12 protein-coding genes, 2 tRNA genes and 3 rRNA genes are annotated in these 20,918 nt (G+C 56.9%); 3 read left to right on the top strand and 14 right to left on the bottom strand.

All coding sequences use genetic code 11. The features are described from left to right. Nucleotides 1-214: 214 nt before the first annotated feature. From mksB to mksF, 3 genes are read left to right on the top strand one after another with little or no spacing between them, the layout of a single operon-like run. Nucleotides 215-1,489, top strand: a complete 1,275-nt coding sequence (gene mksB / locus HZ99_RS22015; protein ID WP_029295829.1) for an Mks condensin complex protein MksB — start codon at nucleotides 215-217, stop codon at nucleotides 1,487-1,489. Further along, nucleotides 1,479-2,198, top strand: a complete 720-nt coding sequence (gene mksE, locus HZ99_RS22010; RefSeq protein ID WP_038446035.1) for an Mks condensin complex protein MksE — start codon at nucleotides 1,479-1,481, stop codon at nucleotides 2,196-2,198. The genes mksB and mksE overlap by 11 nt, the downstream gene beginning before the upstream one ends. After that, the gene (gene mksF, locus HZ99_RS22005; protein ID WP_038446034.1) at nucleotides 2,195-5,035 is read left to right on the top strand and encodes an Mks condensin complex protein MksF; all 2,841 of its coding nucleotides are present in this window, start codon (nucleotides 2,195-2,197) and stop codon (nucleotides 5,033-5,035) included. The genes mksE and mksF overlap by 4 nt, the downstream gene beginning before the upstream one ends. 158 nt (nucleotides 5,036-5,193) lie before the next feature. On the opposite strand, the gene HZ99_RS22000 is transcribed toward mksF, so the two are convergent. The 14 genes from HZ99_RS22000 to HZ99_RS21935 all read right to left on the bottom strand — a co-directional run bounded on the left by HZ99_RS22000 (nucleotide 5,194) and on the right by HZ99_RS21935 (nucleotide 20,674). Further along, the gene (locus HZ99_RS22000; RefSeq protein ID WP_038446033.1) at nucleotides 5,194-7,497 is read right to left on the bottom strand and encodes a PqiB family protein; all 2,304 of its coding nucleotides are present in this window, start codon (nucleotides 7,495-7,497) and stop codon (nucleotides 5,194-5,196) included. Then, on the bottom strand, nucleotides 7,490-8,113 hold the full coding sequence (locus tag HZ99_RS21995) for a paraquat-inducible protein A (protein WP_038446032.1): 624 nt from the start codon (nucleotides 8,111-8,113) through the stop codon (nucleotides 7,490-7,492). Before HZ99_RS21995 ends, HZ99_RS22000 begins: the two co-directional genes overlap by 8 nt. Beyond that, complete coding sequence (locus HZ99_RS21990) at nucleotides 8,100-8,759, bottom strand: paraquat-inducible protein A (RefSeq protein ID WP_038446031.1); 660 nt, start codon at nucleotides 8,757-8,759, stop codon at nucleotides 8,100-8,102. The genes HZ99_RS21995 and HZ99_RS21990 overlap by 14 nt, the downstream gene beginning before the upstream one ends. A 162-nt stretch (nucleotides 8,760-8,921) precedes the next feature. Then, a 5S ribosomal RNA gene (gene rrf / locus HZ99_RS21985) occupies nucleotides 8,922-9,037 on the bottom strand. A 168-nt stretch (nucleotides 9,038-9,205) separates the two neighbouring features. After that, a 23S ribosomal RNA gene (locus HZ99_RS21980) occupies nucleotides 9,206-12,099 on the bottom strand. Nucleotides 12,100-12,346: 247 nt separating this feature from the next. Continuing rightward, nucleotides 12,347-12,422, bottom strand: a tRNA-Ala gene (locus tag HZ99_RS21975). Between the two features lie 30 nt (nucleotides 12,423-12,452). Then, nucleotides 12,453-12,529, bottom strand: a tRNA-Ile gene (locus HZ99_RS21970). 82 nt (nucleotides 12,530-12,611) lie between these two features. Then, nucleotides 12,612-14,148 (bottom strand): 16S ribosomal RNA (locus tag HZ99_RS21965). The 16S, 23S and 5S rRNA genes sit together here with 2 tRNA genes alongside, the layout of an rRNA operon. 546 nt (nucleotides 14,149-14,694) lie before the next feature. Then, nucleotides 14,695-15,315 (bottom strand): protein-methionine-sulfoxide reductase heme-binding subunit MsrQ, encoded by a 621-nt coding sequence (msrQ, locus tag HZ99_RS21960; RefSeq protein WP_038446030.1) that lies wholly within the window; start codon nucleotides 15,313-15,315, stop codon nucleotides 14,695-14,697. Then, the gene (gene msrP, locus HZ99_RS21955; RefSeq protein WP_038446029.1) at nucleotides 15,315-16,328 is read right to left on the bottom strand and encodes a protein-methionine-sulfoxide reductase catalytic subunit MsrP; all 1,014 of its coding nucleotides are present in this window, start codon (nucleotides 16,326-16,328) and stop codon (nucleotides 15,315-15,317) included. The genes msrQ and msrP overlap by 1 nt, the downstream gene beginning before the upstream one ends. Nucleotides 16,329-16,391: 63 nt before the next feature. Next, nucleotides 16,392-17,249, bottom strand: a complete 858-nt coding sequence (gene pssA, locus HZ99_RS21950; RefSeq protein ID WP_038446028.1) for a CDP-diacylglycerol--serine O-phosphatidyltransferase — start codon at nucleotides 17,247-17,249, stop codon at nucleotides 16,392-16,394. A 143-nt stretch (nucleotides 17,250-17,392) separates the two neighbouring features. Further along, entirely contained in the window at nucleotides 17,393-18,409 is a 1,017-nt protein-coding gene (gene ilvC, locus HZ99_RS21945; protein WP_003194132.1) for a ketol-acid reductoisomerase, read from the bottom strand. Between the two features lie 46 nt (nucleotides 18,410-18,455). Beyond that, nucleotides 18,456-18,947, bottom strand: a complete 492-nt coding sequence (gene ilvN / locus HZ99_RS21940; RefSeq protein WP_003176102.1) for an acetolactate synthase small subunit — start codon at nucleotides 18,945-18,947, stop codon at nucleotides 18,456-18,458. Between the two features lie 2 nt (nucleotides 18,948-18,949). Then, on the bottom strand, nucleotides 18,950-20,674 hold the full coding sequence (locus HZ99_RS21935; RefSeq protein WP_038448159.1) for an acetolactate synthase 3 large subunit: 1,725 nt from the start codon (nucleotides 20,672-20,674) through the stop codon (nucleotides 18,950-18,952). Between the last annotated feature and the right edge of the window lie 244 nt (nucleotides 20,675-20,918).

Below are 20,918 nucleotides of genomic sequence, written 5' to 3'. Positions count from 1 at the left end.
CGCGGCGTCGGGACTCGATAAGCAAGGCTCGGTCACTTGTGGATAACTAAAGAGCGCCGATTCTACCGCCCTTCGACGATGATCGCCCACCGTTGATGATTTTCCCTGCATTCCTGACGGCCCATCGCGAAGGCGCCCTGACCGGCTGTGGATAAATCCCGCGCCTGATGCAGTACAATCGCTGCTTTTAATCGCCAACCAGCCGGCCATTCCGATGATCGAACCCAAGCGCGTCTTGCGCGCCCTCGCCGAACACTGGGCCCTGCTTGAGCCACTGTGCGAACACTTCGACCAAGGCACCCTGAGCCTTGGCGAGTTGCGCGCGCAACTGGCCGCCCAACAACTGGACAGCACGCCACAGGACATCACCAGCCTGCTGGACGTGTGGATTCGCCTGGATATCCTGGTGCCTGTCGCCAAAAGCCCGAACCGCTTCGAGCTCAACGCGCAGATCCATGATTTCCTGGCCTATCTTCGCAAGGAGCACCGGCTAGGCCTGTGCCTGGAAATCGAAGCCTACCTGCGCCATCTCGAGCGCCTGGCCGGTTACATCCAGGATGCCTTCGACATCCGCGACGGCCATGACCTGGCCCGCCAACTGCGGCTGTTGGACATGCGCGTGCGCGACGTGCTGAAAAAACTCGCCAATGACGAACAGGCCCTCGCCGCCGTGGCCGACCGCGCCAAGACCAGCGACCGGCAGATTCCATTGCGCCAGCGCTATGCCGAGGTCCTGGCGACCTGGGACGAATACGTCGAACCGATGATTCAACTGGTGAACGCCGACGGCGCCTTCGAGCAAGGCGTGCGCAAGGTGGAGAATGTGCTGCTGCGCATGCTCACCGAGCAGCAACGCCTGGGCCACCTGGTGGACGACGATATGTTGCTGCGCACCCACGCGCGCATCCTCGAAATGCAGACCAGCGCTCAGTTGACCTTGCGCCATGCCCGGGAACTGCTGCTGCCGCTGCGCGAAGAAGCACGCCGGCACAACGCCGTAACCCGTGGCGCGGCACTGGCCCTGTCGGCGATCCGGCGCAAGGGCCTGGACGCCGTGCCGCAGGCGGCGATGCCGATGTTTACCCGGCCGCAAAGTACCTTTCTCGGCAGTGCCAGCCAGGTGGAAGCCTATGTGTATGCCCTGGCGAACTTCGAGCCCAAGCCTGCGCGCTTCCCCAAGGCCCACAAATCCCACAAGGGCGAAGCCCAGCGTGCGCCGCGCACGGTCAAGGAGATGCTGGAGCGTTGCGAAGACGCCCTGCCGATGCCAGACCTGATGACCTGGCTGCTGGAACAGGAACCGGACGGTGCCACCGACGAGTTGCTGTACTGGTTCTCGCGCCTGTCGCGGGAGAAGCGTTTCAAGCGCGAGCGCCTGGAACGCCGGGATTACCACACTCACGAGCACCAGGTCAGCCTGCGCTCATTCGCCCTGCTCCCGGCCAGCGACGCGGCCGAGCACTCTGCGAGCACTCCTCATGCATCTTGATCTATCCGAACTGTCCCAGCTGGCGCCGATCTTTCGCGAGCTGTTCAAGGGTTACCACGTCAGCCGCCGCGACCCGGAGCTGTACGCGCAATTGTCGAACTTCCAGGACCAGTACCGCACGCTGTTCAAGGCCCTGGGCTTTGAGCTGGTGTGCGATACCCGGGGTTTCTACTACTTCGTGCCGGACACCGCCGTGGCCGCTGCGCAAGTGAACAAGACCGCACAGCGCCTGGCGCTGTTCACCTTCATCATTGTCGAGCACCTGGCCGACCAGGGCCGTGACCCGATTGCCGTACTCGACGGTGGCAGCCTGGGGCGCGAAGAGCTGCCATCGCTGCTGGAGAAGTACCGTGACCTGTTTATCCAGGCCGAAGTGCAGACCGTCGAGGATCTGGAAGAAAAAATCATGCGCCGCATGACCCAGCTTGGTTTTGCCAGTGAAGAAAACGGTGTCTACCGCTTCCTGCCGCCGATGCACCGTTTCCTCGACGTCTGCCTGTCGGTCCAGGCCGACCGCGACCTGGCGGCCAGCCTGCACAGCGTGCTACCGCTGCCGGCGCCGGTGATCATCGACGAAGACAGCGATGAAAAGCTGCTGCAGACCGATGACCCGCTGGACTTGAGCGAATTTGCAGCAGAAAGCGCCGATGAAAGCGAAGAAGACGCCCTGGCCCGTGCCATTGCCGAAGAACAGGAGACCGATGCATGAGCAAGGAACGCTACGGCATTCGCCGCTTCGCCCTATTGAATACCGCTGGCTACAGCCTGGGCCTGTTCCCGCTGGAAGAACCGCTGTCGGTGTATGGCGCGAACAACCTCGGCAAATCGGCTTCGATCAACGCCTTGCAGTTCCCGATCCTGGCGCGCATGTCGGACATGAGTTTCGGCAAGTACACCCTGGAGCAATCGCGGCGCTTCTACTTTGCCACTGACACCAGCTATATCTTGGTCGAAGTGTCCCTGCCCCACGGCCCGCACGTGATTGGTGTGGTCGGTCGCGGCCCGGGCGGTGGTTTCGGTCACCAGTTCTTTGCCTACGCCGGCAAGCTGGACCTGGCCCATTACCAGAAAAACGACACCTGCCTGCGTCAGAAAGAGCTGTTCACCAACCTTGAGCGCGAAGGCCTGAAGGCCTATGAACTCAAGCCGGACGAACTGCGGCGCTTGCTGGTGGGTGGCCATACTTCGATCCCCCTGGACCTGACCCTGATTCCGCTGCGCTCCACCAGCGAGCAGAGCCTGAAGACCTTCCGCGCACTGTTTATCAACCTGCTGCACATGCGCGAAATCACCGCGGCCAAGCTCAAGCAGCTGTTCCTCGATGCATTCGAGCACAGCCTGCGCTCTGGCAGCGTGGACTACATCGCTGCGTGCGAAGAGGCGTTCCGTGATGTGCGACGCATGGAGCAGGACTACAACTCCCTGGTCGCCGCAGGCCCATTGGTCGAAGCCTTGGCCAATGGCGTGAAACAGCGCGACATCCTGCGGGGCAAACTGCATCGCCTGTCGCCGCTGCTCGATTCTCTGCTGGGCACCTGGTCGGACTACGCCAGTGCGCGCAAGGAAGAGCTGACGATCCAGGCCGAACACTACCGCAACGAGCAGGACGCGCTGCAGAACGATCAGCGCGGTGGGACCCAGGAGCTGATGCGCCTGGAGCGGGAAATCAGCGGTATTCAACGCTGGCTGGGCGAGTTGTCAGTGCTCAAACACCGCTTTGCCCTGGTCGATGACGTCAAGGTCCTGGAGCAGCAACTGCTGGCGGCCAAAGATGCCCACGACGAATTGGCCGGCGCCCTGGCGCAATCTCGACAGTTCAGCGCCGAGGATCTGGATGAACGCCTGCGCGACCTGGAAAAACGCCTGAAGTCGGTCAAACAGCAACTCGATCACGCCGACAACAACAGCTACGCCAAACTACGGGAAGAATTCTCACAGCAGGACGTCGAGCGCCTGATGCGGCTGTTCAACAGTTCGCTGTTCAGCCTGCCGCTGGGCGAGCATGGCATCACCCTGGATGAAGACGGCCAGTGGGTGAAATCCCTGGAACTGATCCTCGATGGCTTCAAGGGTGAACGCTTTGAAGTGCCGGGGCTGTCCATCGACATCTCGCACATCGAGCCGCCTGCCTTGCAGGCCCTGGCCGATCGCGCGGCGCTGCGCGACCAGAAGGAACGCCTGGAAAAAGAACTCAAGCAACTTAAAACCCAGCAAGCGGTGGCCTCTGACCGGGCGGCGAGCAAAACCCAGACTGAAGCGTTGTACCAGCAGGTGCTGGACGCGCAAAAAGCCTTGGAGGACTTCCGCCGCAGCCAGACCCTGAGCGCCGAGGAAGGCGAAAAACTGGAGAGCCTGGCGCAGATGGAAGCCGCGCAGGACGAGTTGAAACGCTCCAGCGATGCGTTTACCGAACGGGTGCAACAACTGTCAGCCAAGCTGCAACTGGTCGGGCGGCAGATCGGTGATATGGAAGCCAAGCAACGTACCCTGGATGATGCCCTGCGCCGTCGCCAGCTGCTGCCAGCTGACTTACCGTTCGGCACACCATTCATGGACCCAGTCGACGACTCCATGGACAACCTGCTGCCGCTGCTCAATGACTACCAGGATAGCTGGCAGGGTTTGCTACGTGCCGACGGCCAGATTGACGCGCTGTATGCCCAGGTGCGCCTCAAGGGCGTGGCCAAGTTCGACAGCGAAGACGATATGGAGCGTCGCCTGCACCTGTTGATCAATGCTTATGCACACCGTACCGATGAGGCCCTGACCCTGGGCAAGGCGCGCCGTGCGGCAGTGACCGATATCGCGCGGACCCTGCGCAATATTCGCAGCGACTACGACAGCCTTGAGCACCAGTTGGCCCTGTTCAACCGCGAGATCAACAGGCGCCAGGTATCCAACCTGCAGAGCTTCCGTATCGTGTTGGCGCCGAACAAGGAAGCGCTCAAGCATATCGACCAGATCATCCACAGTGCCGGTCAGTATGAGGAAGGCGAAACGCTCTCGGTGTTCGACCTCAGCCAGAGCGCCGAGCAGGACAACAAGAACGAAGAGGCCAAGGAGTACCTGGCGCGCCTGGTCGCCGCCAACCATAACCAGTTGGGACTCAAGGACCTGTTCGAGCTGGCGTTCGAGATCACCAAGGTCAATGGCCAGCCGATCATTCACACCGACATCGATGGCGCTGCGTCCAACGGCACCACCATGACCATCAAGGCGCTGACCAACATGTACTTGTTGCTGCACCTGATGGACCGCGACCAGGCCGGGCGTGTGCGCCTGCCGTACTACCTCGACGAGGCAGCGGATATCGACGAGAAGAACCAGGCAGCGCTGTTGGAGACCAGCCTGCAGTTGGGCTTCGTACCGATCCTGGCCAGTGTGAAGCCGCAGGTCTCCGCCCAGGTGGCAATCGATCTGGAAGGCGGCAGCGGGCCGAACGGGATCTACATCGATGAGGCGGACTGGAAGTACATTCGCCGGCATGACGCGGTGAAGGCGACGGTGAATGTGCAAGCAGATGAGCCGGAGCTGGATGAAGTCTGATCGGTTGCAACGCAACCTGTAGGAACCGGCTTGCCGGCGATGAACCCCTTGAGTCCGGCACCGACCGGGTGGGCGTTATCGCCGGCAAGCCGGCTCCTACAAAAACAATAAAAAGGCCGCGATCTTTTGGATCGCGGCCTTTTTTGTGACGCCTGGATTTATTTACCCAGGGGGATCTTCGGCGCCCAGATCAGCCACTCATCTTCAAACTTGTCGAACAACGGAAAGGTCTGCTCAGGCAGCGCCGGATTACCCATGCGCTCGCCATCTGGTGTCGCAAAGGCAATACCACCCTGGACCAGGGTTTCCAGGGACTCAGTGCGCACTGTCGCACCCTTGAACAGACCGAAATCCAGGCCGAAGCCGCTGCTGTTCCAGAATCGGCTGCCACCGCGAACCAACGGTGCGTACTTGGGCTCGATCAACACATGGATCAATACACGGTCAGCCGTACTGCCCAACTCGTAACCGGTCACCTTGCCTACCGTGACTTCACGGTAGGTAACCGGTACACCGACTTTCAATGAACCACGGCGGGCAGCGCTGAGTACCAGGCTCAAGCCGGCTTCCCGCACGTTGCTCTCGGGCGGTTGAGCCAGGGCGACAAAGCTCTTTTGTGGGGCGGTGCTTTTTACCGGGGGCAGGACTTCGATGTACTGACCGGTAACCAGGGTTTCCAGGTTGGCGGTCTTCATCAAGCCCAGTTCAGGCTTGACTACCCAAAACTGGCTGCCGGCACGGGCGATCCGCTCAGGAACCTCAGTGATACGCGCATTGAGCATCACCGATTGCATGTCCGCGCTCAGGTCAACGCTTTCAATCTTGCCCACATCCAGGCCTTTGAAGCGGATCGGCGTGTCGGCCCGCAAGCCATCGGCGCGGTCAACCTTGATCGTGATCAGCGTTCCACGCTGCCTGGAGGCTTCGTGATCGGCAAACAGGCGGAAACGTGGAATGCGATTTCTCAGCGGTACATTCGGCTCTGGGGTTTCAAAGGCGATACCGCCGGCCATCAGGCTTTGCAGGGACTCGCTTTTGACCTGGATACCGCCGGTGAGCCCGCCGGTGAGGGTCACGCCGCTGGCGTTCCAAAAGCGCGTCGAGCCATTGACCAGGCCTTCGTATTCCTTCTCGATATGCACGCCGATCACCAGTTGCTTGCGCTTGCGCGAGAACTGATAGCTCTGTACCGAACCGACCTTGACCTGCTTGTAGAGGATCGGGCTACCAACTTCCAGGGAGCCAAGACTCTCGGTGAGCAGGACCAGGTGCAAGCCTGGGGAACGCAGGTCCAGCGGTGGTGCCTTGGGCCGGGCCACGAACTCACGCTGGGGGCTGGCGCCTTTGTCGCCGGGACGGATGGCGATGTAGTTGCCCTTGACCAGGGCCTCCAGGCCGGTGATGCCGGCCAGGGAAATTGAAGGCTTGACCACCCAGAATTGCGTGCCTTCCACCAGGTAATCTTCGGCCAATGGGTCGAGGGTCAAGTCGGCGCTGGCACTGGACAGGTCCGAGTCCACCTTGAGGGCCTTGAGGCTGCCGACCTGAATGCCTTTGTACATCACGGGTGTACGGCCGGCTTGCAGGCCCTCGAAGTCACTGAGCTTGACCTTGATCCGGATACCGGCTGCGGCGGCATCGAAATCTTCGTAAAGGCGAAACGGCAGGCTTGGATCGGTGGGCGGGCTGTCCTTGCGGTTTTCCGGCGTGGCGAAGGCGATACCACCGGAGACAATGCTGGCCAGGGACTCGCTGCGCACTTTTACCCCGGACAGGTTGGCGTCAATGCTGATGCCGCTGGCATTCCAGAAGCGCGTGTGTTTGCGCACCAGGTTGGCGTAGGTCGGCTCGATGTAGACTTTTATCTCAACGGTGTTCTGATCGGCGGACAACAAGTAGCTTTTGACTTGGCCGACCTGGATCTGCTTATAGAACACCGGGCTGCCACGGTCGAGCGAGCCGAGCCGTTCGGCCTTGACGGTCAGGTGCAGGCCGGGCTTGGCGTCGGATAAGGGGGGTTCTTCCGAGAGCGCCTTGAATTTGCGCGAGGGCTCACCGTCGCCGGGGCTGGCGGCGATGTAGTTACCTGAGACCAGGGTTTCCAGGCCGGTAATCCCGGCCAGGCTGACGCTTGGCTTGACCAGCCAGAAACGTGTATTGGCCTTGAGGTATTGCTCGACCTCCTTGTTCATCTCGATGGTGGCAATCACCCCACGATTACTGCCCTCGTCATCCAGGGCCAGAGCCTTGACCTTACCCACGGGCATGCCTTTGTAGACCACTTCAGTCTTGTTGATCTGGATGCCTTCACCGCTTTCAAAGCGAACCTGGATCTCGATCCCCGTCTGGGTGTAGGCGCGCCATCCAAGCCAGCCGCCGATCACCAGGGCGATCAAGGGCAGTACCCAAATGGCCGACCAGTTCGAAGCGGGGCGGGTTTTAGCCTTTGGCAAATCAGTCATGGTCGTCGTCCGACTCCGTGTTATCCCAAATCAGTCGGGGATCGAAAGTTACTGCGGCAAGCATCGTCAAGATCACCACACTGGCGAACGCCACGGCGCCGAGATTGGCCTCGACACTGGCAAGTCGCCCAAAGTTAACGACCGCCACCAGAATGGCGATCACGAAGATATCCAGCATGGACCAGCGGCCGATGAATTCGATAAAGCGGTACATGATAATGCGTTGTCGAGCAGAAAGTGGCTGGTGACGTTGCACCGAGAACAACAACAGTGCGATACCCACCAGCTTGAAGGTTGGCACCAGGATACTGGCGACAAATACCACCGCCGCAATCGGGAACATACCGTGCTGAACCAATTCGATCACGCCGGCCATGATGGTGCTCGGCGCACCCTGCCCCAGGGAGTTGATCGTCATGATAGGCAATAGGTTAGCCGGGATATACAGAATCGCAGCGGTAATCAGCAATGCCCAGGTGCGCATCAGGCTGTTCGGCCGACGTGCGTGGACCAGCGCACCGCAACGGGTGCAGGTCTGCTCGTCGGTGTCCGGGTCCTGCCTGTTCAGTTCGTGGCATTCGGTACAGATCAGAATGCCAGCATCAATCGCCCGCATGTTCGTCCTCCCCGGACAATGCTTGCCAGATCTGATGAGGTGACATGACCACCTCCAGCAGTACCTGAACCATTAGCAGACTGACAAAACAGGCCAGTCCCAGGCCTACGCTGAGGGAGGCCATATCGGCCAACTTCACGATGGCTACCAACACACCCATCAGGTAGACCTCAAGCATCCCCCAATCGCGCAGATGGTGATAAATGCGGTATAGCAACAGACCGTAACTGCGGCCTATGTTCCAGCGAATACTGAGCAACACCGCGAGCTGGCAGAACAGCTTGAGCAATGGAATGCCCATGCTGCACAGGAACACCACCACCGCGACACCTTGCATGCCGGTATTGAACAGGGCGACTACACCGCTCCAGACCGTGTCCTCTGAGGACTGCCCGAGTAGGTCGAGCTGCATGATGGGTAGAAAGTTCGCCGGGATGTACAGCAATAACGCTGCGATCACCAAGGCCAGGCTGCGCTCGACGACATTGTAGCGGTGGGCGTACATCTCATAACCACAGCGCGGGCACAGGGCCTTTTCACCGTGCGCAAGCTCTGGCTTGCGCATCAGCAAGTCGCACTCGTGACAGGCGACCAGGTCCTCCAGCGGTAGGTCGGACACCTGTGGGGTATCAACCGGGTCGGACATATAGGGCTCTAAGTCTAAAATGATCAGGCGCCTATTCTAATGTTCTGACTCAGAAATAACTGTGCAAATTTGTCTGGATGAAGTGATAGCAATCGCAGGTAACTTTTCGAGCGCCCAAAACAAAACCCCAACTGCTTTCGCAATTGGGGTTTCGGAATTTAATCTTGACGATGACCTACTCTCACATGGGGAAACCCCACACTACCATCGGCGATGCATCGTTTCACTGCTGAGTTCGGGATGGGATCAGGTGGTTCCAATGCTCTATGGTCGTCAAGAAATTCGGGTACTGAGTCGTGACCAAACGGCCTCGCTTCAGCAAATTGGGTATGTAATAGAGTCGGTGTCTTGTGCATTCGAACTTTCGGTTCGTTTCGTCTTCACACACCGCAATCTGGTGCTCTTGGGCTTTTCAGCTTCAGGCAAGCAAATTGCTTGGGTGTTATATGGTCAAGCCTCACGGGCAATTAGTATTGGTTAGCTCAACGCCTCACAGCGCTTACACACCCAACCTATCAACGTCGTAGTCTTCGACGGCCCTTCAGGGAACTCAAGGTTCCAGTGAGATCTCATCTTGAGGCTAGTTTCCCGCTTAGATGCTTTCAGCGGTTATCTATTCCGAACATAGCTACCCGGCAATGCCACTGGCGTGACAACCGGAACACCAGAGGTTCGTCCACTCCGGTCCTCTCGTACTAGGAGCAGCCCCTCTCAAATCTCAAACGTCCACGGCAGATAGGGACCGAACTGTCTCACGACGTTCTAAACCCAGCTCGCGTACCACTTTAAATGGCGAACAGCCATACCCTTGGGACCGGCTTCAGCCCCAGGATGTGATGAGCCGACATCGAGGTGCCAAACACCGCCGTCGATATGAACTCTTGGGCGGTATCAGCCTGTTATCCCCGGAGTACCTTTTATCCGTTGAGCGATGGCCCTTCCATACAGAACCACCGGATCACTAAGACCTACTTTCGTACCTGCTCGACGTGTCTGTCTCGCAGTCAAGCGCGCTTTTGCCTTTATACTCTACGACCGATTTCCGACCGGTCTGAGCGCACCTTCGTACTCCTCCGTTACTCTTTAGGAGGAGACCGCCCCAGTCAAACTACCCACCATACACTGTCCTCGATCCGGATAACGGACCTGAGTTAGAACCTCAAAGTTGCCAGGGTGGTATTTCAAGGATGGCTCCACGCGAACTGGCGTCCACGCTTCAAAGCCTCCCACCTATCCTACACAAGCAAATTCAAAGTCCAGTGCAAAGCTATAGTAAAGGTTCACGGGGTCTTTCCGTCTAGCCGCGGATACACTGCATCTTCACAGCGATTTCAATTTCACTGAGTCTCGGGTGGAGACAGCGCCGCCATCGTTACGCCATTCGTGCAGGTCGGAACTTACCCGACAAGGAATTTCGCTACCTTAGGACCGTTATAGTTACGGCCGCCGTTTACCGGGGCTTCGATCAAGAGCTTCGCGTTAGCTAACCCCATCAATTAACCTTCCGGCACCGGGCAGGCGTCACACCCTATACGTCCACTTTCGTGTTTGCAGAGTGCTGTGTTTTTAATAAACAGTCGCAGCGGCCTGGTATCTTCGACCGGCATGAGCTTACGGAGCAAGTCCTTCACCCTCACCGGCGCACCTTCTCCCGAAGTTACGGTGCCATTTTGCCTAGTTCCTTCACCCGAGTTCTCTCAAGCGCCTTGGTATTCTCTACCCAACCACCTGTGTCGGTTTGGGGTACGGTTTCTGGTTACCTGAAGCTTAGAAGCTTTTCTTGGAAGCATGGCATCAACCACTTCGTCACCCAAAGGGTAACTCGTCATCAGCTCTCGGCCTTAGAATCCCGGATTTACCTAAGATTCCAGCCTACCACCTTAAACTTGGACAACCAACGCCAAGCTGGCCTAGCCTTCTCCGTCCCTCCATCGCAATAACCAGAAGTACAGGAATATTAACCTGTTTTCCATCGACTACGCTTTTCAGCCTCGCCTTAGGGACCGACTAACCCTGCGTCGATTAACGTTGCGCAGGAAACCTTGGTCTTTCGGCGTGGGTGTTTTTCACACCCATTGTCGTTACTCATGTCAGCATTCGCACTTCTGATACCTCCAGCAAGCTTCTCAACTCACCTTCACAGGCTTACAGAACGCTCCTCTACCGCATCACCCGAGGGTGATACCCGTAGCTTCGGTGTATGGTTTGAGCCCCGTTACATCTTCCGCGCAGGCCGACTCGACTAGTGAGCTATTACGCTTTCTTTAAAGGGTGGCTGCTTCTAAGCCAACCTCCTAGCTGTCTAAGCCTTCCCACATCGTTTCCCACTTAACCATAACTTTGGGACCTTAGCTGACGGTCTGGGTTGTTTCCCTTTTCACGACGGACGTTAGCACCCGCCGTGTGTCTCCCATGCTCGGCACTTGTAGGTATTCGGAGTTTGCATCGGTTTGGTAAGTCGGGATGACCCCCTAGCCGAAACAGTGCTCTACCCCCTACAGTGATACATGAGGCGCTACCTAAATAGCTTTCGAGGAGAACCAGCTATCTCCGAGCTTGATTAGCCTTTCACTCCGATCCACAGGTCATCCGCTAACTTTTCAACGGTAGTCGGTTCGGTCCTCCAGTTAGTGTTACCCAACCTTCAACCTGCCCATGGATAGATCGCCCGGTTTCGGGTCTATTCCCAGCGACTAGACGCCCTATTAAGACTCGCTTTCGCTACGCCTCCCCTATTCGGTTAAGCTCGCCACTGAAAATAAGTCGCTGACCCATTATACAAAAGGTACGCAGTCACCCAACAAAGTGGGCTCCCACTGCTTGTACGCATACGGTTTCAGGATCTATTTCACTCCCCTCTCCGGGGTTCTTTTCGCCTTTCCCTCACGGTACTAGTTCACTATCGGTCAGTCAGTAGTATTTAGCCTTGGAGGATGGTCCCCCCATATTCAGACAAAGTTTCTCGTGCTCCGTCCTACTCGATTTCATGACTAAGAGATTTTCGCGTACAGGGCTATCACCAACTATGGCCGCACTTTCCAGAGCGTTCCGCTAATCTCAAAGCCACTTAAGGGCTAGTCCCCGTTCGCTCGCCACTACTAAGGGAATCTCGGTTGATTTCTTTTCCTCAGGGTACTTAGATGTTTCAGTTCCCCTGGTTCGCCTCTTGCACCTATGTATTCAGTACAAGATAACCATCTTATGATGGCTGGGTTCCCCCATTCAGACATCTCCGGATCAAAGTCTGTTTGCCGACTCCCCGAAGCTTTTCGCAGGCTACCACGTCTTTCATCGCCTCTGACTGCCAAGGCATCCACCGTATGCGCTTCTTCACTTGACCATATAACCCCAAGCAATCTGGTTATACTGTGAAGACGACATTCGCCGAAAATTCGAATTTCTCAATTAAGAGAACTCACAAATTTTACCTTAGCCTGATCCGTTACCAGTGAAAGTAACGTTCAGTCTATCTTTCTATCACATACCCAAATTTTTAAAGAACGAACTAGTCAAAGACTAGAAATCAACATTCACCATCACAATGATGGAATGCTCATTTCTAAGCTTTCTACAAACAGAAGCAGTAGTGGTGGAGCCAAACGGGATCGAACCGTTGACCTCCTGCGTGCAAGGCAGGCGCTCTCCCAGCTGAGCTATGGCCCCGTATTTCTACAGGCGTTTCCCACACAAAATTGGTGGGTCTGGGCAGATTCGAACTGCCGACCTCACCCTTATCAGGGGTGCGCTCTAACCAACTGAGCTACAGACCCAATTTCGGGCTGCTTCTTTTCGTCTTCTTCAATGAATCAAGCAATTCGTGTGGGAACTTATGGAGCAGCTGATGTCGTCGATTAAGGAGGTGATCCAGCCGCAGGTTCCCCTACGGCTACCTTGTTACGACTTCACCCCAGTCATGAATCACACCGTGGTAACCGTCCTCCCGAAGGTTAGACTAGCTACTTCTGGTGCAACCCACTCCCATGGTGTGACGGGCGGTGTGTACAAGGCCCGGGAACGTATTCACCGCGACATTCTGATTCGCGATTACTAGCGATTCCGACTTCACGCAGTCGAGTTGCAGACTGCGATCCGGACTACGATCGGTTTTATGGGATTAGCTCCACCTCGCGGCTTGGCAACCCTCTGTACCGACCATTGTAGCACGTGTGTAGCCCAGGCCGTAAGGGCCATGATGACTTGACGTCATCCCCACCTTCCTCCGGTTTGTCACCGGCAGTCTCCTTAGAGTGCCCACCATTACGTGCTGGTAACTAAGGACAAGGGTTGCGCTCGTTACGGGACTTAACCCAACATCTCACGACACGAGCTGACGACAGCCATGCAGCACCTGTCTCAATGTTCCCGAAGGCACCAATCTATCTCTAGAAAGTTCATTGGATGTCAAGGCCTGGTAAGGTTCTTCGCGTTGCTTCGAATTAAACCACATGCTCCACCGCTTGTGCGGGCCCCCGTCAATTCATTTGAGTTTTAACCTTGCGGCCGTACTCCCCAGGCGGTCAACTTAATGCGTTAGCTGCGCCACTAAGAGCTCAAGGCTCCCAACGGCTAGTTGACATCGTTTACGGCGTGGACTACCAGGGTATCTAATCCTGTTTGCTCCCCACGCTTTCGCACCTCAGTGTCAGTATCAGTCCAGGTGGTCGCCTTCGCCACTGGTGTTCCTTCCTATATCTACGCATTTCACCGCTACACAGGAAATTCCACCACCCTCTACCATACTCTAGTCAGTCAGTTTTGAATGCAGTTCCCAGGTTGAGCCCGGGGATTTCACATCCAACTTAACTAACCACCTACGCGCGCTTTACGCCCAGTAATTCCGATTAACGCTTGCACCCTCTGTATTACCGCGGCTGCTGGCACAGAGTTAGCCGGTGCTTATTCTGTCGGTAACGTCAAAATTGCAGAGTATTAATCTACAACCCTTCCTCCCAACTTAAAGTGCTTTACAATCCGAAGACCTTCTTCACACACGCGGCATGGCTGGATCAGGCTTTCGCCCATTGTCCAATATTCCCCACTGCTGCCTCCCGTAGGAGTCTGGACCGTGTCTCAGTTCCAGTGTGACTGATCATCCTCTCAGACCAGTTACGGATCGTCGCCTTGGTGAGCCATTACCCCACCAACTAGCTAATCCGACCTAGGCTCATCTGATAGCGCAAGGCCCGAAGGTCCCCTGCTTTCTCCCGTAGGACGTATGCGGTATTAGCGTCCGTTTCCGAACGTTATCCCCCACTACCAGGCAGATTCCTAGGCATTACTCACCCGTCCGCCGCTCTCAAGAGAAGCAAGCTTCTCTCTACCGCTCGACTTGCATGTGTTAGGCCTGCCGCCAGCGTTCAATCTGAGCCATGATCAAACTCTTCAGTTCAAACATCTTTGGGTTTTTTAAGAAACCCTAAACTTGGCTCAGCAATCGTTGGTTACATCTTTGATTTCTCGCGGAGTAACTTGTGATGCTGATAATCTTGTTGACTATCAGTCTGACTCCACAAGCACCCACACGAATTGCTTGATTCAGTTGTTAAAGAGCGGTTGGTTAAGATCTTTCGTCTCAACCGAGGCGCGCATTCTACAGCAGCCTCATTTGCTGTCAAGTGGTTATTTTCAGAAGTTTTCGAGGATTTCCTCAACAACTTCAACCACTTGCGCTTTCGATCTCTCGTCAGCGGGAGGCGAATTCTACAGCGTTACACGCTGCTGTCAACACCTCTTTTTCTCCGCTTTCGACCGAGAAGATCGAAACGTCGATAGAGCCAAACAACCCTGCCCTACCCACTCCTTCCGGGCTTCGATGAACTGAAGCGCCTCGCTGTCGAATCCTGCATAACTCTTTGTTTACCAAAGAGTTTTCCGTTTCGACTGCGCCGGAAGTGGGGCGAATTATAGGCTTGCAGAATCTGCGGTCAAGGACTAATTACACTTTTGTTACAGAAGGTGCTTTTCTAGCAATAAGGCGAGGGATTCGACGCATCACAGGCGGGATTCGCAGCACCAGAAGCAGCACCCCTATAGAAGCATAGATAGCCCACTCCTTTAAATCCGCCCGCACGATCCACAACATATGCAGCAAACCAAGCCCAAGAATCACATAAACCAGGCGATGCAGCTTCTTCCAGCGGGCGCCCAGCCGGCGCTGGCTGTAACGATTGGATGTCACCGCCAATGCCAGCAAGCACAGGAAACCCAGCGTGCCCACTATAATGTAGGGCCGCTTGCGCAGCTCAACACCCAACTGCGACCAATCCAACCCCAGGATAAATACGCAATATGCCGCGAGGTGCAGCACCACGTAAGCAAAGCACCACAACCCCAACTGCCGACGCACAGCGATCCACCCCGCCCAGCCGCTCAGCTTTTGTAACGGTGTCATTCCCAGCGTGACCAGCAACAGGATCAGCGTTCCCAGCCCAAGGCGATCAACCAATACTTTGCCCGGATCAGGCCCCAAAGCGAAACGCCAAGCCTCATACAACCAGTACAGAGGCCACACCACCGCCGCTATAAAAACGCCGACGCGCCAGATGGGGTAGCGCATCAGTAGTTCTTCCGCAGATCAAGGCCAGCATAAAGAGAGGCAACCTCATCCGAGTAGCCATTGAACATCTGCGTCTCACGGACATTCGGGCTGAATAGACCACTGGGCAGGCGCCGTTCCCGCGCCTGGGTCCAGCGCGGATGATCGACCGTAGGATTCACATTCGCATAAAACCCATACTCATCCGCCGCAATGCTCTGCCAGGTAGTCTTCGGCTGCTCACTCACCAGACTGATCCGCACGATGGACTTCACACTCTTGAAGCCATACTTCCACGGCACCACCAAACGCAACGGCGCGCCATTCTGGTTGGGCAGCTCCCGTCCATACATGCCCACAGCCAGAATCGCCAAAGGATTCATCGCTTCATCCAAGCGCAGCCCTTCTACATAAGGCCAGTCGATCAAGCCAAAACTCGAGCGCTGTCCTGGCATGCTCTTGGGGTCCCGGAGGGTTTCAAAGCGGATGTACTTGGCCTTGGAGGTCGGCTCAACTTGTTTAAGCAAAGCCGATATAGGAAAGCCTATCCACGGAATGACCATGGACCACGCCTCGACACAGCGCAGACGGTAGATCCGCTCCTCCAACTGATACGGTTTCATGAAATCTTCCAAGGCATAACGCCCTGGTTTTGCGACCTCACCATCAATCACGACGCTCCATGGCTCAGTCTTGAGCGAACCGGCATTCGCCGCCGGGTCACCTTTGTCGGTACCGAACTCATAGAAGTTGTTGTAATGGGTCGCATCCTTGAACGGCGTGATAGCTTCATCTTTTACCGTTACCGCCTGCCATTGCGTGCCAGGAAGTTTCTCGACAAACCAGCCGGGAGCCTTTCCTGGCTCGACATCCGCATAACGCGCAGTGTCTGCCGCACTCGCCCAACGCGGCAAGCTACTGGCAGCAATGCCGGCAAGCGCACCACCGAGCAAACTGCGGCGAGAGAAATAGAGGGATTCTGGGGTGACATCCGATTCGCGACAGTCGGACGCTTTGGGAAACTTGATTAACATGGCAACTCCGCAGCATTGGAGAACTGATGCACCAATAGACTGCGGAGTATGGGGGAAATTACATTAAGGCAACGTTTTGTCCCGGCGCAGGTGCAACAGGTACTGAACCGGCCCCGAAGCCGCATACACCAGGAACGCCAGCAGCAGGATCCGCGGCGGATCACTGAAGACCACCGCAAACACCAGTACCACCACAAGAATCGCCACGAAAGGCACGCGCCCCTTGAGGTCGAACTCCTTGAAGCTGTTGTATTTGATGTTGCTGACCATCAGCATGCCGGCCGCCGCCACCATCAAGGCCACCAGGAATGACATCTTCGACCCCTGGATACCGTAGTCGCTGAACGCCCAGACAATACCGGCCACCACACCTGCCGCGGCCGGACTGGCAAGGCCAATGAAGTAACGCTTGTCGGCAGTACCCACCTGAGTATTGAAACGCGCCAGCCGTAGCGCAGCGCCCGCCACATAGATGAAGGCGACCATCCAGCCGACCTTACCCATATCGCCCAGCGCCCAGGCAAACGCCAACAGCGCAGGCGCGACACCAAAGGCAACCATGTCCGATAGCGAGTCGTACTCGGCACCGAAGGCGCTTTGGGTATTGGTCATCCGTGCCACGCGCCCATCAAGGCCGTCGAGCACCATGGCCACGAAGATTGCAATGGCAGCAAAACCGAAGTACTTGCTGGCACTCGCCGCATCACCCGCCGCCAGTGCGCTCTGGGCACTCATGGAGTTGATGATGGAGTAGAAGCCGGCAAACAGGTTCGCCGTGGTGAACAGGTTGGGCAGAAGATAGATGCCACGATGCCGGACCTTGCGGCCTTCCGCATCATGCCCTTCTTCGACATGCTCATCGATCGGCAGCAGGCTTTCGGCGTCAGAGGCCTGCTTTGGCTCTTCGGGACGTTCGCTCATGGACTTTACCTTGCAACGGTGTGAAAAAATTCGACAGACACTTGCAGCGAGTGTTCGCCTGCAAACGATGCAGCTTTATACCAGAACCGGCCCTCAAACGAAAAAACGCGGCCTAGGCCGCGTCTTCCCTCGACACACTCGACTTAGTTTTTAGCTTTGTCGACGATCTTGTTGGCACCGATCCACGGCATCATGGAGCGCAGTTGCTCGCCGATGACTTCGATACCGTGAGCGGCGTTGTTACGACGCTTGGCGGTCATCGAAGGGTAGCCGGTTGCGCCTTCGCTGATGAACATTTTGGCGTACTCGCCGTCCTGAATACGCTTCAGGGCGTTGCGCATGGCCTGACGGGATTCGGCGTTGATCACTTCCGGGCCGGTCACGTACTCGCCGTATTCAGCGTTGTTGGAGATCGAGTAGTTCATGTTGGCGATACCGCCTTCGTACATGAGGTCAACGATCAGCTTCAGCTCGTGCAGGCACTCGAAGTAGGCCATTTCCGGCGCGTAGCCAGCTTCAACCAGGGTTTCGAAACCGGCCTTGACCAGCTCAACGGTACCACCGCACAGAACGGCTTGCTCACCGAACAGGTCGGTTTCAGTCTCGTCCTTGAAGGTGGTTTCGATAATGCCGGTACGGCCACCACCAACGCCGGCGGCGTAGGACAGTGCAACGTTCTTGGCGTTGCCCGAGGCGTCTTGGTAGATCGCGATCAGGTCAGGAATACCACCACCCTTGACGAATTCGGAACGCACGGTGTGGCCTGGTGCTTTCGGCGCGATCATGATCACGTCGAGGTCGGCGCGTGGCACAACCTGGTTGTAGTGAATCGCGAAGCCGTGGGAGAAGGCCAGGGTGGCGCCTTTCTTGATGTTCGGTTCGATTTCGTTCTTGTACAGCGAGGACTGGAATTCGTCCGGGGTCAGGATCATGACCAGGTCGGCAGCTGCAACAGCGGAAGCCACGTCAGTCACTTTCAAGCCGTGGGCTTCTGCCTTGGCAACAGTGGCCGAGCCTTTGCGCAGGCCAACAGTTACGTCAACGCCGGAGTCTTTCAGGTTGCACGCCTGGGCGTGGCCCTGGGAGCCGTAGCCGATGATGGCGACTTTTTTGCCCTGGATGATCGACAGGTCACAATCTTTATCGTAATAAACTTTCATGAGGTTCCTCTATATATCCAGGCCGTAAGGCCATTCGCTAATTGGGTTAGATGCTGAGCACTTTGTCGCCACGGGCAATCCCGGTGACACCGCTGCGTACTGTTTCCAGAATCGAGGCCGTCCCGATCGACTGGATGAAGCTGTCCAGCTTGTCGCTTGTACCGGTCAGTTGCACGGTATAAACGCTGGCACTTACATCGACGATCTGCCCGCGATAAATATCGGTCGTGCGCTTGATCTCGGCACGTTGGGCGCCCGTGGCCTTGACCTTGACCAGCATCAGCTCGCGCTCGATGTGAGCACTCTCCGACAGGTCGACCAGCTTGACCACTTCGATCAGCTTGTTGAGGTTCTTGGTGATCTGCTCGATCACTTCGTCATGGCCCACGGTGGTCAACGTCAGACGCGACAGGGTCGGGTCTTCGGTCGGGGCCACGGTCAGGCTTTCGATGTTGTAGTTGCGCTGCGAAAACAGGCCGACCACACGAGACAGAGCGCCTGGTTCGTTCTCCAGAAGCAGGGAGATAATGTGCCGCATGATTAGGTTCGCTCCGTCTTGTTCAGCCACATATCGCGCATTGAGCCGTCTTTGATCTGCATCGGGTAGACGTGCTCGCTGGTGTCGACCTGAATGTCGATGAACACCAGGCGATCCTTCATGGCGAACGCCTCTTCCATCTTCGGCTTGAGATCCTTCAGATCAGTGATGCGCATGCCGACATGGCCGTAGGCTTCAACCAATTTGACGAAGTCAGGCAACGACTCCATGTAGGAATGGGAGTGACGACTGTTGTAGCTCATGTCCTGCCATTGGCGCACCATGCCCAGCACACCGTTGTTCAGGCAGACGATCTTCACCGGCAAACCATATTGCAGGCAGGTCGACAGCTCCTGGATGTTCATCTGGATGCTGCCTTCACCGGTGACGCAAGCCACGTCCACATCCGGGAAGCTCAGCTTCACCCCCATGGCGGCAGGAAAACCAAAGCCCATCGTGCCCAGGCCACCGGAGTTGATCCAGCGGTTAGGCTTGTCGAACTTGTAGTACTGCGCGGCGAACATCTGGTGCTGGCCCACGTCGGAGGTCACAAAGGCATCGCCCTTGGTCACTTCGCACAGGGTTTCGATCACGGTCTGCGGCTTGATGATGCTGCCATCGCCCTTGTCGTAAGGGAACAGGCCGCGGTCACCGCGCCATTCGTCGATCTGCTTCCACCAACTGGCAACAGACTCCTTGTTCGGCGCCTCGCCGATGTCCTTGAGCGCAGCGACCATTTCGGTCAATACGCTTTCCACAGGACCAACAATCGGCACGTCGGCCTTGATGGTCTTGGAGATAGATGCCGGGTCGATGTCGATGTGGATGATCTTGGCATTCGGGCAGAATTTGCTCGCGCCGTTGATCACCCGGTCATCGAACCGCGCCCCCACGGCCAGGATCACGTCGGCGTGGTGCATAGTCAGGTTGGCCGTGTAGCTACCATGCATGCCGAGCATGCCGACGAACTGACGATCCGAACCCGGGAAGGCGCCGAGCCCCATCAAGGTGTTGGTCACCGGCAGGTTGAGCATCTTGGCCAGTTCGGTCAACGGTGCGGAACCACCGCCCAGGATTACGCCGCCACCCGAGTACAGTACCGGGCGCTTGGCCGCCAGGAGCATTTCTGCCGCCTTGCGGATTTGCCCCGAGTGCCCACGAACGGCCGGGCTATAGGAACGCAGCTTGGCTTTTTTCGGGAAGACGTATTCGAATTTTTCCGCCGGGTTGGTCATGTCTTTCGGGATATCGACCACCACAGGCCCCGGGCGACCGGACTGTGCGAGGTAGAAGGCCTTTTTCATGACGTCCGGGATCTCCGACGGATGCTTGATCATGAAGCTGTGTTTCACGATCGGCCGGGAGATACCGATCATGTCGGTTTCCTGGAATGCATCGGTGCCGACCATGGTGCTGGGCACCTGGCCGGAAATGATCACCATCGGAATAGAGTCCATATACGCAGTCGCGATACCGGTAATGGCATTGGTTGCGCCTGGGCCGGACGTTACCAGCACCACGCCGGCTTTACCGGTGGCACGGGCGTAACCGTCAGCCATATGGGTCGCGGCCTGTTCGTGGCGAACCAGGATGTGGTTGACAGCCGGTTCCTTGAACAGCGCGTCGTAGACATGCAGCAGAGCACCACCTGGGTACCCGTAGATATAGTCGACGCCTTCGTCACGCAAAAAGCGGACGAGCATCTCACCACCAGATAAAAGCTCCACGTTGTTCACCTCTAAAACGCCAGAATACCGTCCGTTGAAAACCGACGGGTCTTAATAGGTTTACTTCTCAACAGAGCATGAGCGACGGTGGTCGCCGACTACGTCAGCACTGACTGAGCAAGTATTGGGATCGTCCCAAGTGTTGCGGGCTTTTCCCACCCAGCGCGAGGTAACGCGTTGCGGGTGTAACAGGTCGGCGCGGATGTGCGCCTCATGATCTGCTGAGCGGGCCTGCTTCTGGCAG

Source organism: Pseudomonas fluorescens (assembly GCF_000730425.1).
Classification (GTDB): domain Bacteria; phylum Pseudomonadota; class Gammaproteobacteria; order Pseudomonadales; family Pseudomonadaceae; genus Aquipseudomonas; species Aquipseudomonas fluorescens_X.
This window is presented reverse-complemented; position numbering and strand designations above follow the sequence as displayed.

Bases quoted from the DNA above. Each gene is read 5' to 3' on its own strand.
- HZ99_RS22000 (WP_038446033.1), bottom strand. From the start codon at position 7,497: ATGACTGATTTGCCAAAGGCTAAAACCCGCCCCGCTTCGAACTGGTCG.
- mksB (WP_029295829.1), top strand. From the start codon at position 215: ATGATCGAACCCAAGCGCGTCTTGCGCGCCCTCGCCGAACACTGGGCC.
- pssA (WP_038446028.1), bottom strand. From the start codon at position 17,249: ATGAGCGAACGTCCCGAAGAGCCAAAGCAGGCCTCTGACGCCGAAAGC.
- msrQ (WP_038446030.1), bottom strand. From the start codon at position 15,315: ATGCGCTACCCCATCTGGCGCGTCGGCGTTTTTATAGCGGCGGTGGTG.
- mksE (WP_038446035.1), top strand. From the start codon at position 1,479: ATGCATCTTGATCTATCCGAACTGTCCCAGCTGGCGCCGATCTTTCGC.
- HZ99_RS21990 (WP_038446031.1), bottom strand. From the start codon at position 8,759: ATGTCCGACCCGGTTGATACCCCACAGGTGTCCGACCTACCGCTGGAG.
- ilvC (WP_003194132.1), bottom strand. From the start codon at position 18,409: ATGAAAGTTTATTACGATAAAGATTGTGACCTGTCGATCATCCAGGGC.
- mksF (WP_038446034.1), top strand. From the start codon at position 2,195: ATGAGCAAGGAACGCTACGGCATTCGCCGCTTCGCCCTATTGAATACC.
- msrP (WP_038446029.1), bottom strand. From the start codon at position 16,328: ATGTTAATCAAGTTTCCCAAAGCGTCCGACTGTCGCGAATCGGATGTC.
- ilvN (WP_003176102.1), bottom strand. From the start codon at position 18,947: ATGCGGCACATTATCTCCCTGCTTCTGGAGAACGAACCAGGCGCTCTG.
- HZ99_RS21995 (WP_038446032.1), bottom strand. From the start codon at position 8,113: ATGCGGGCGATTGATGCTGGCATTCTGATCTGTACCGAATGCCACGAA.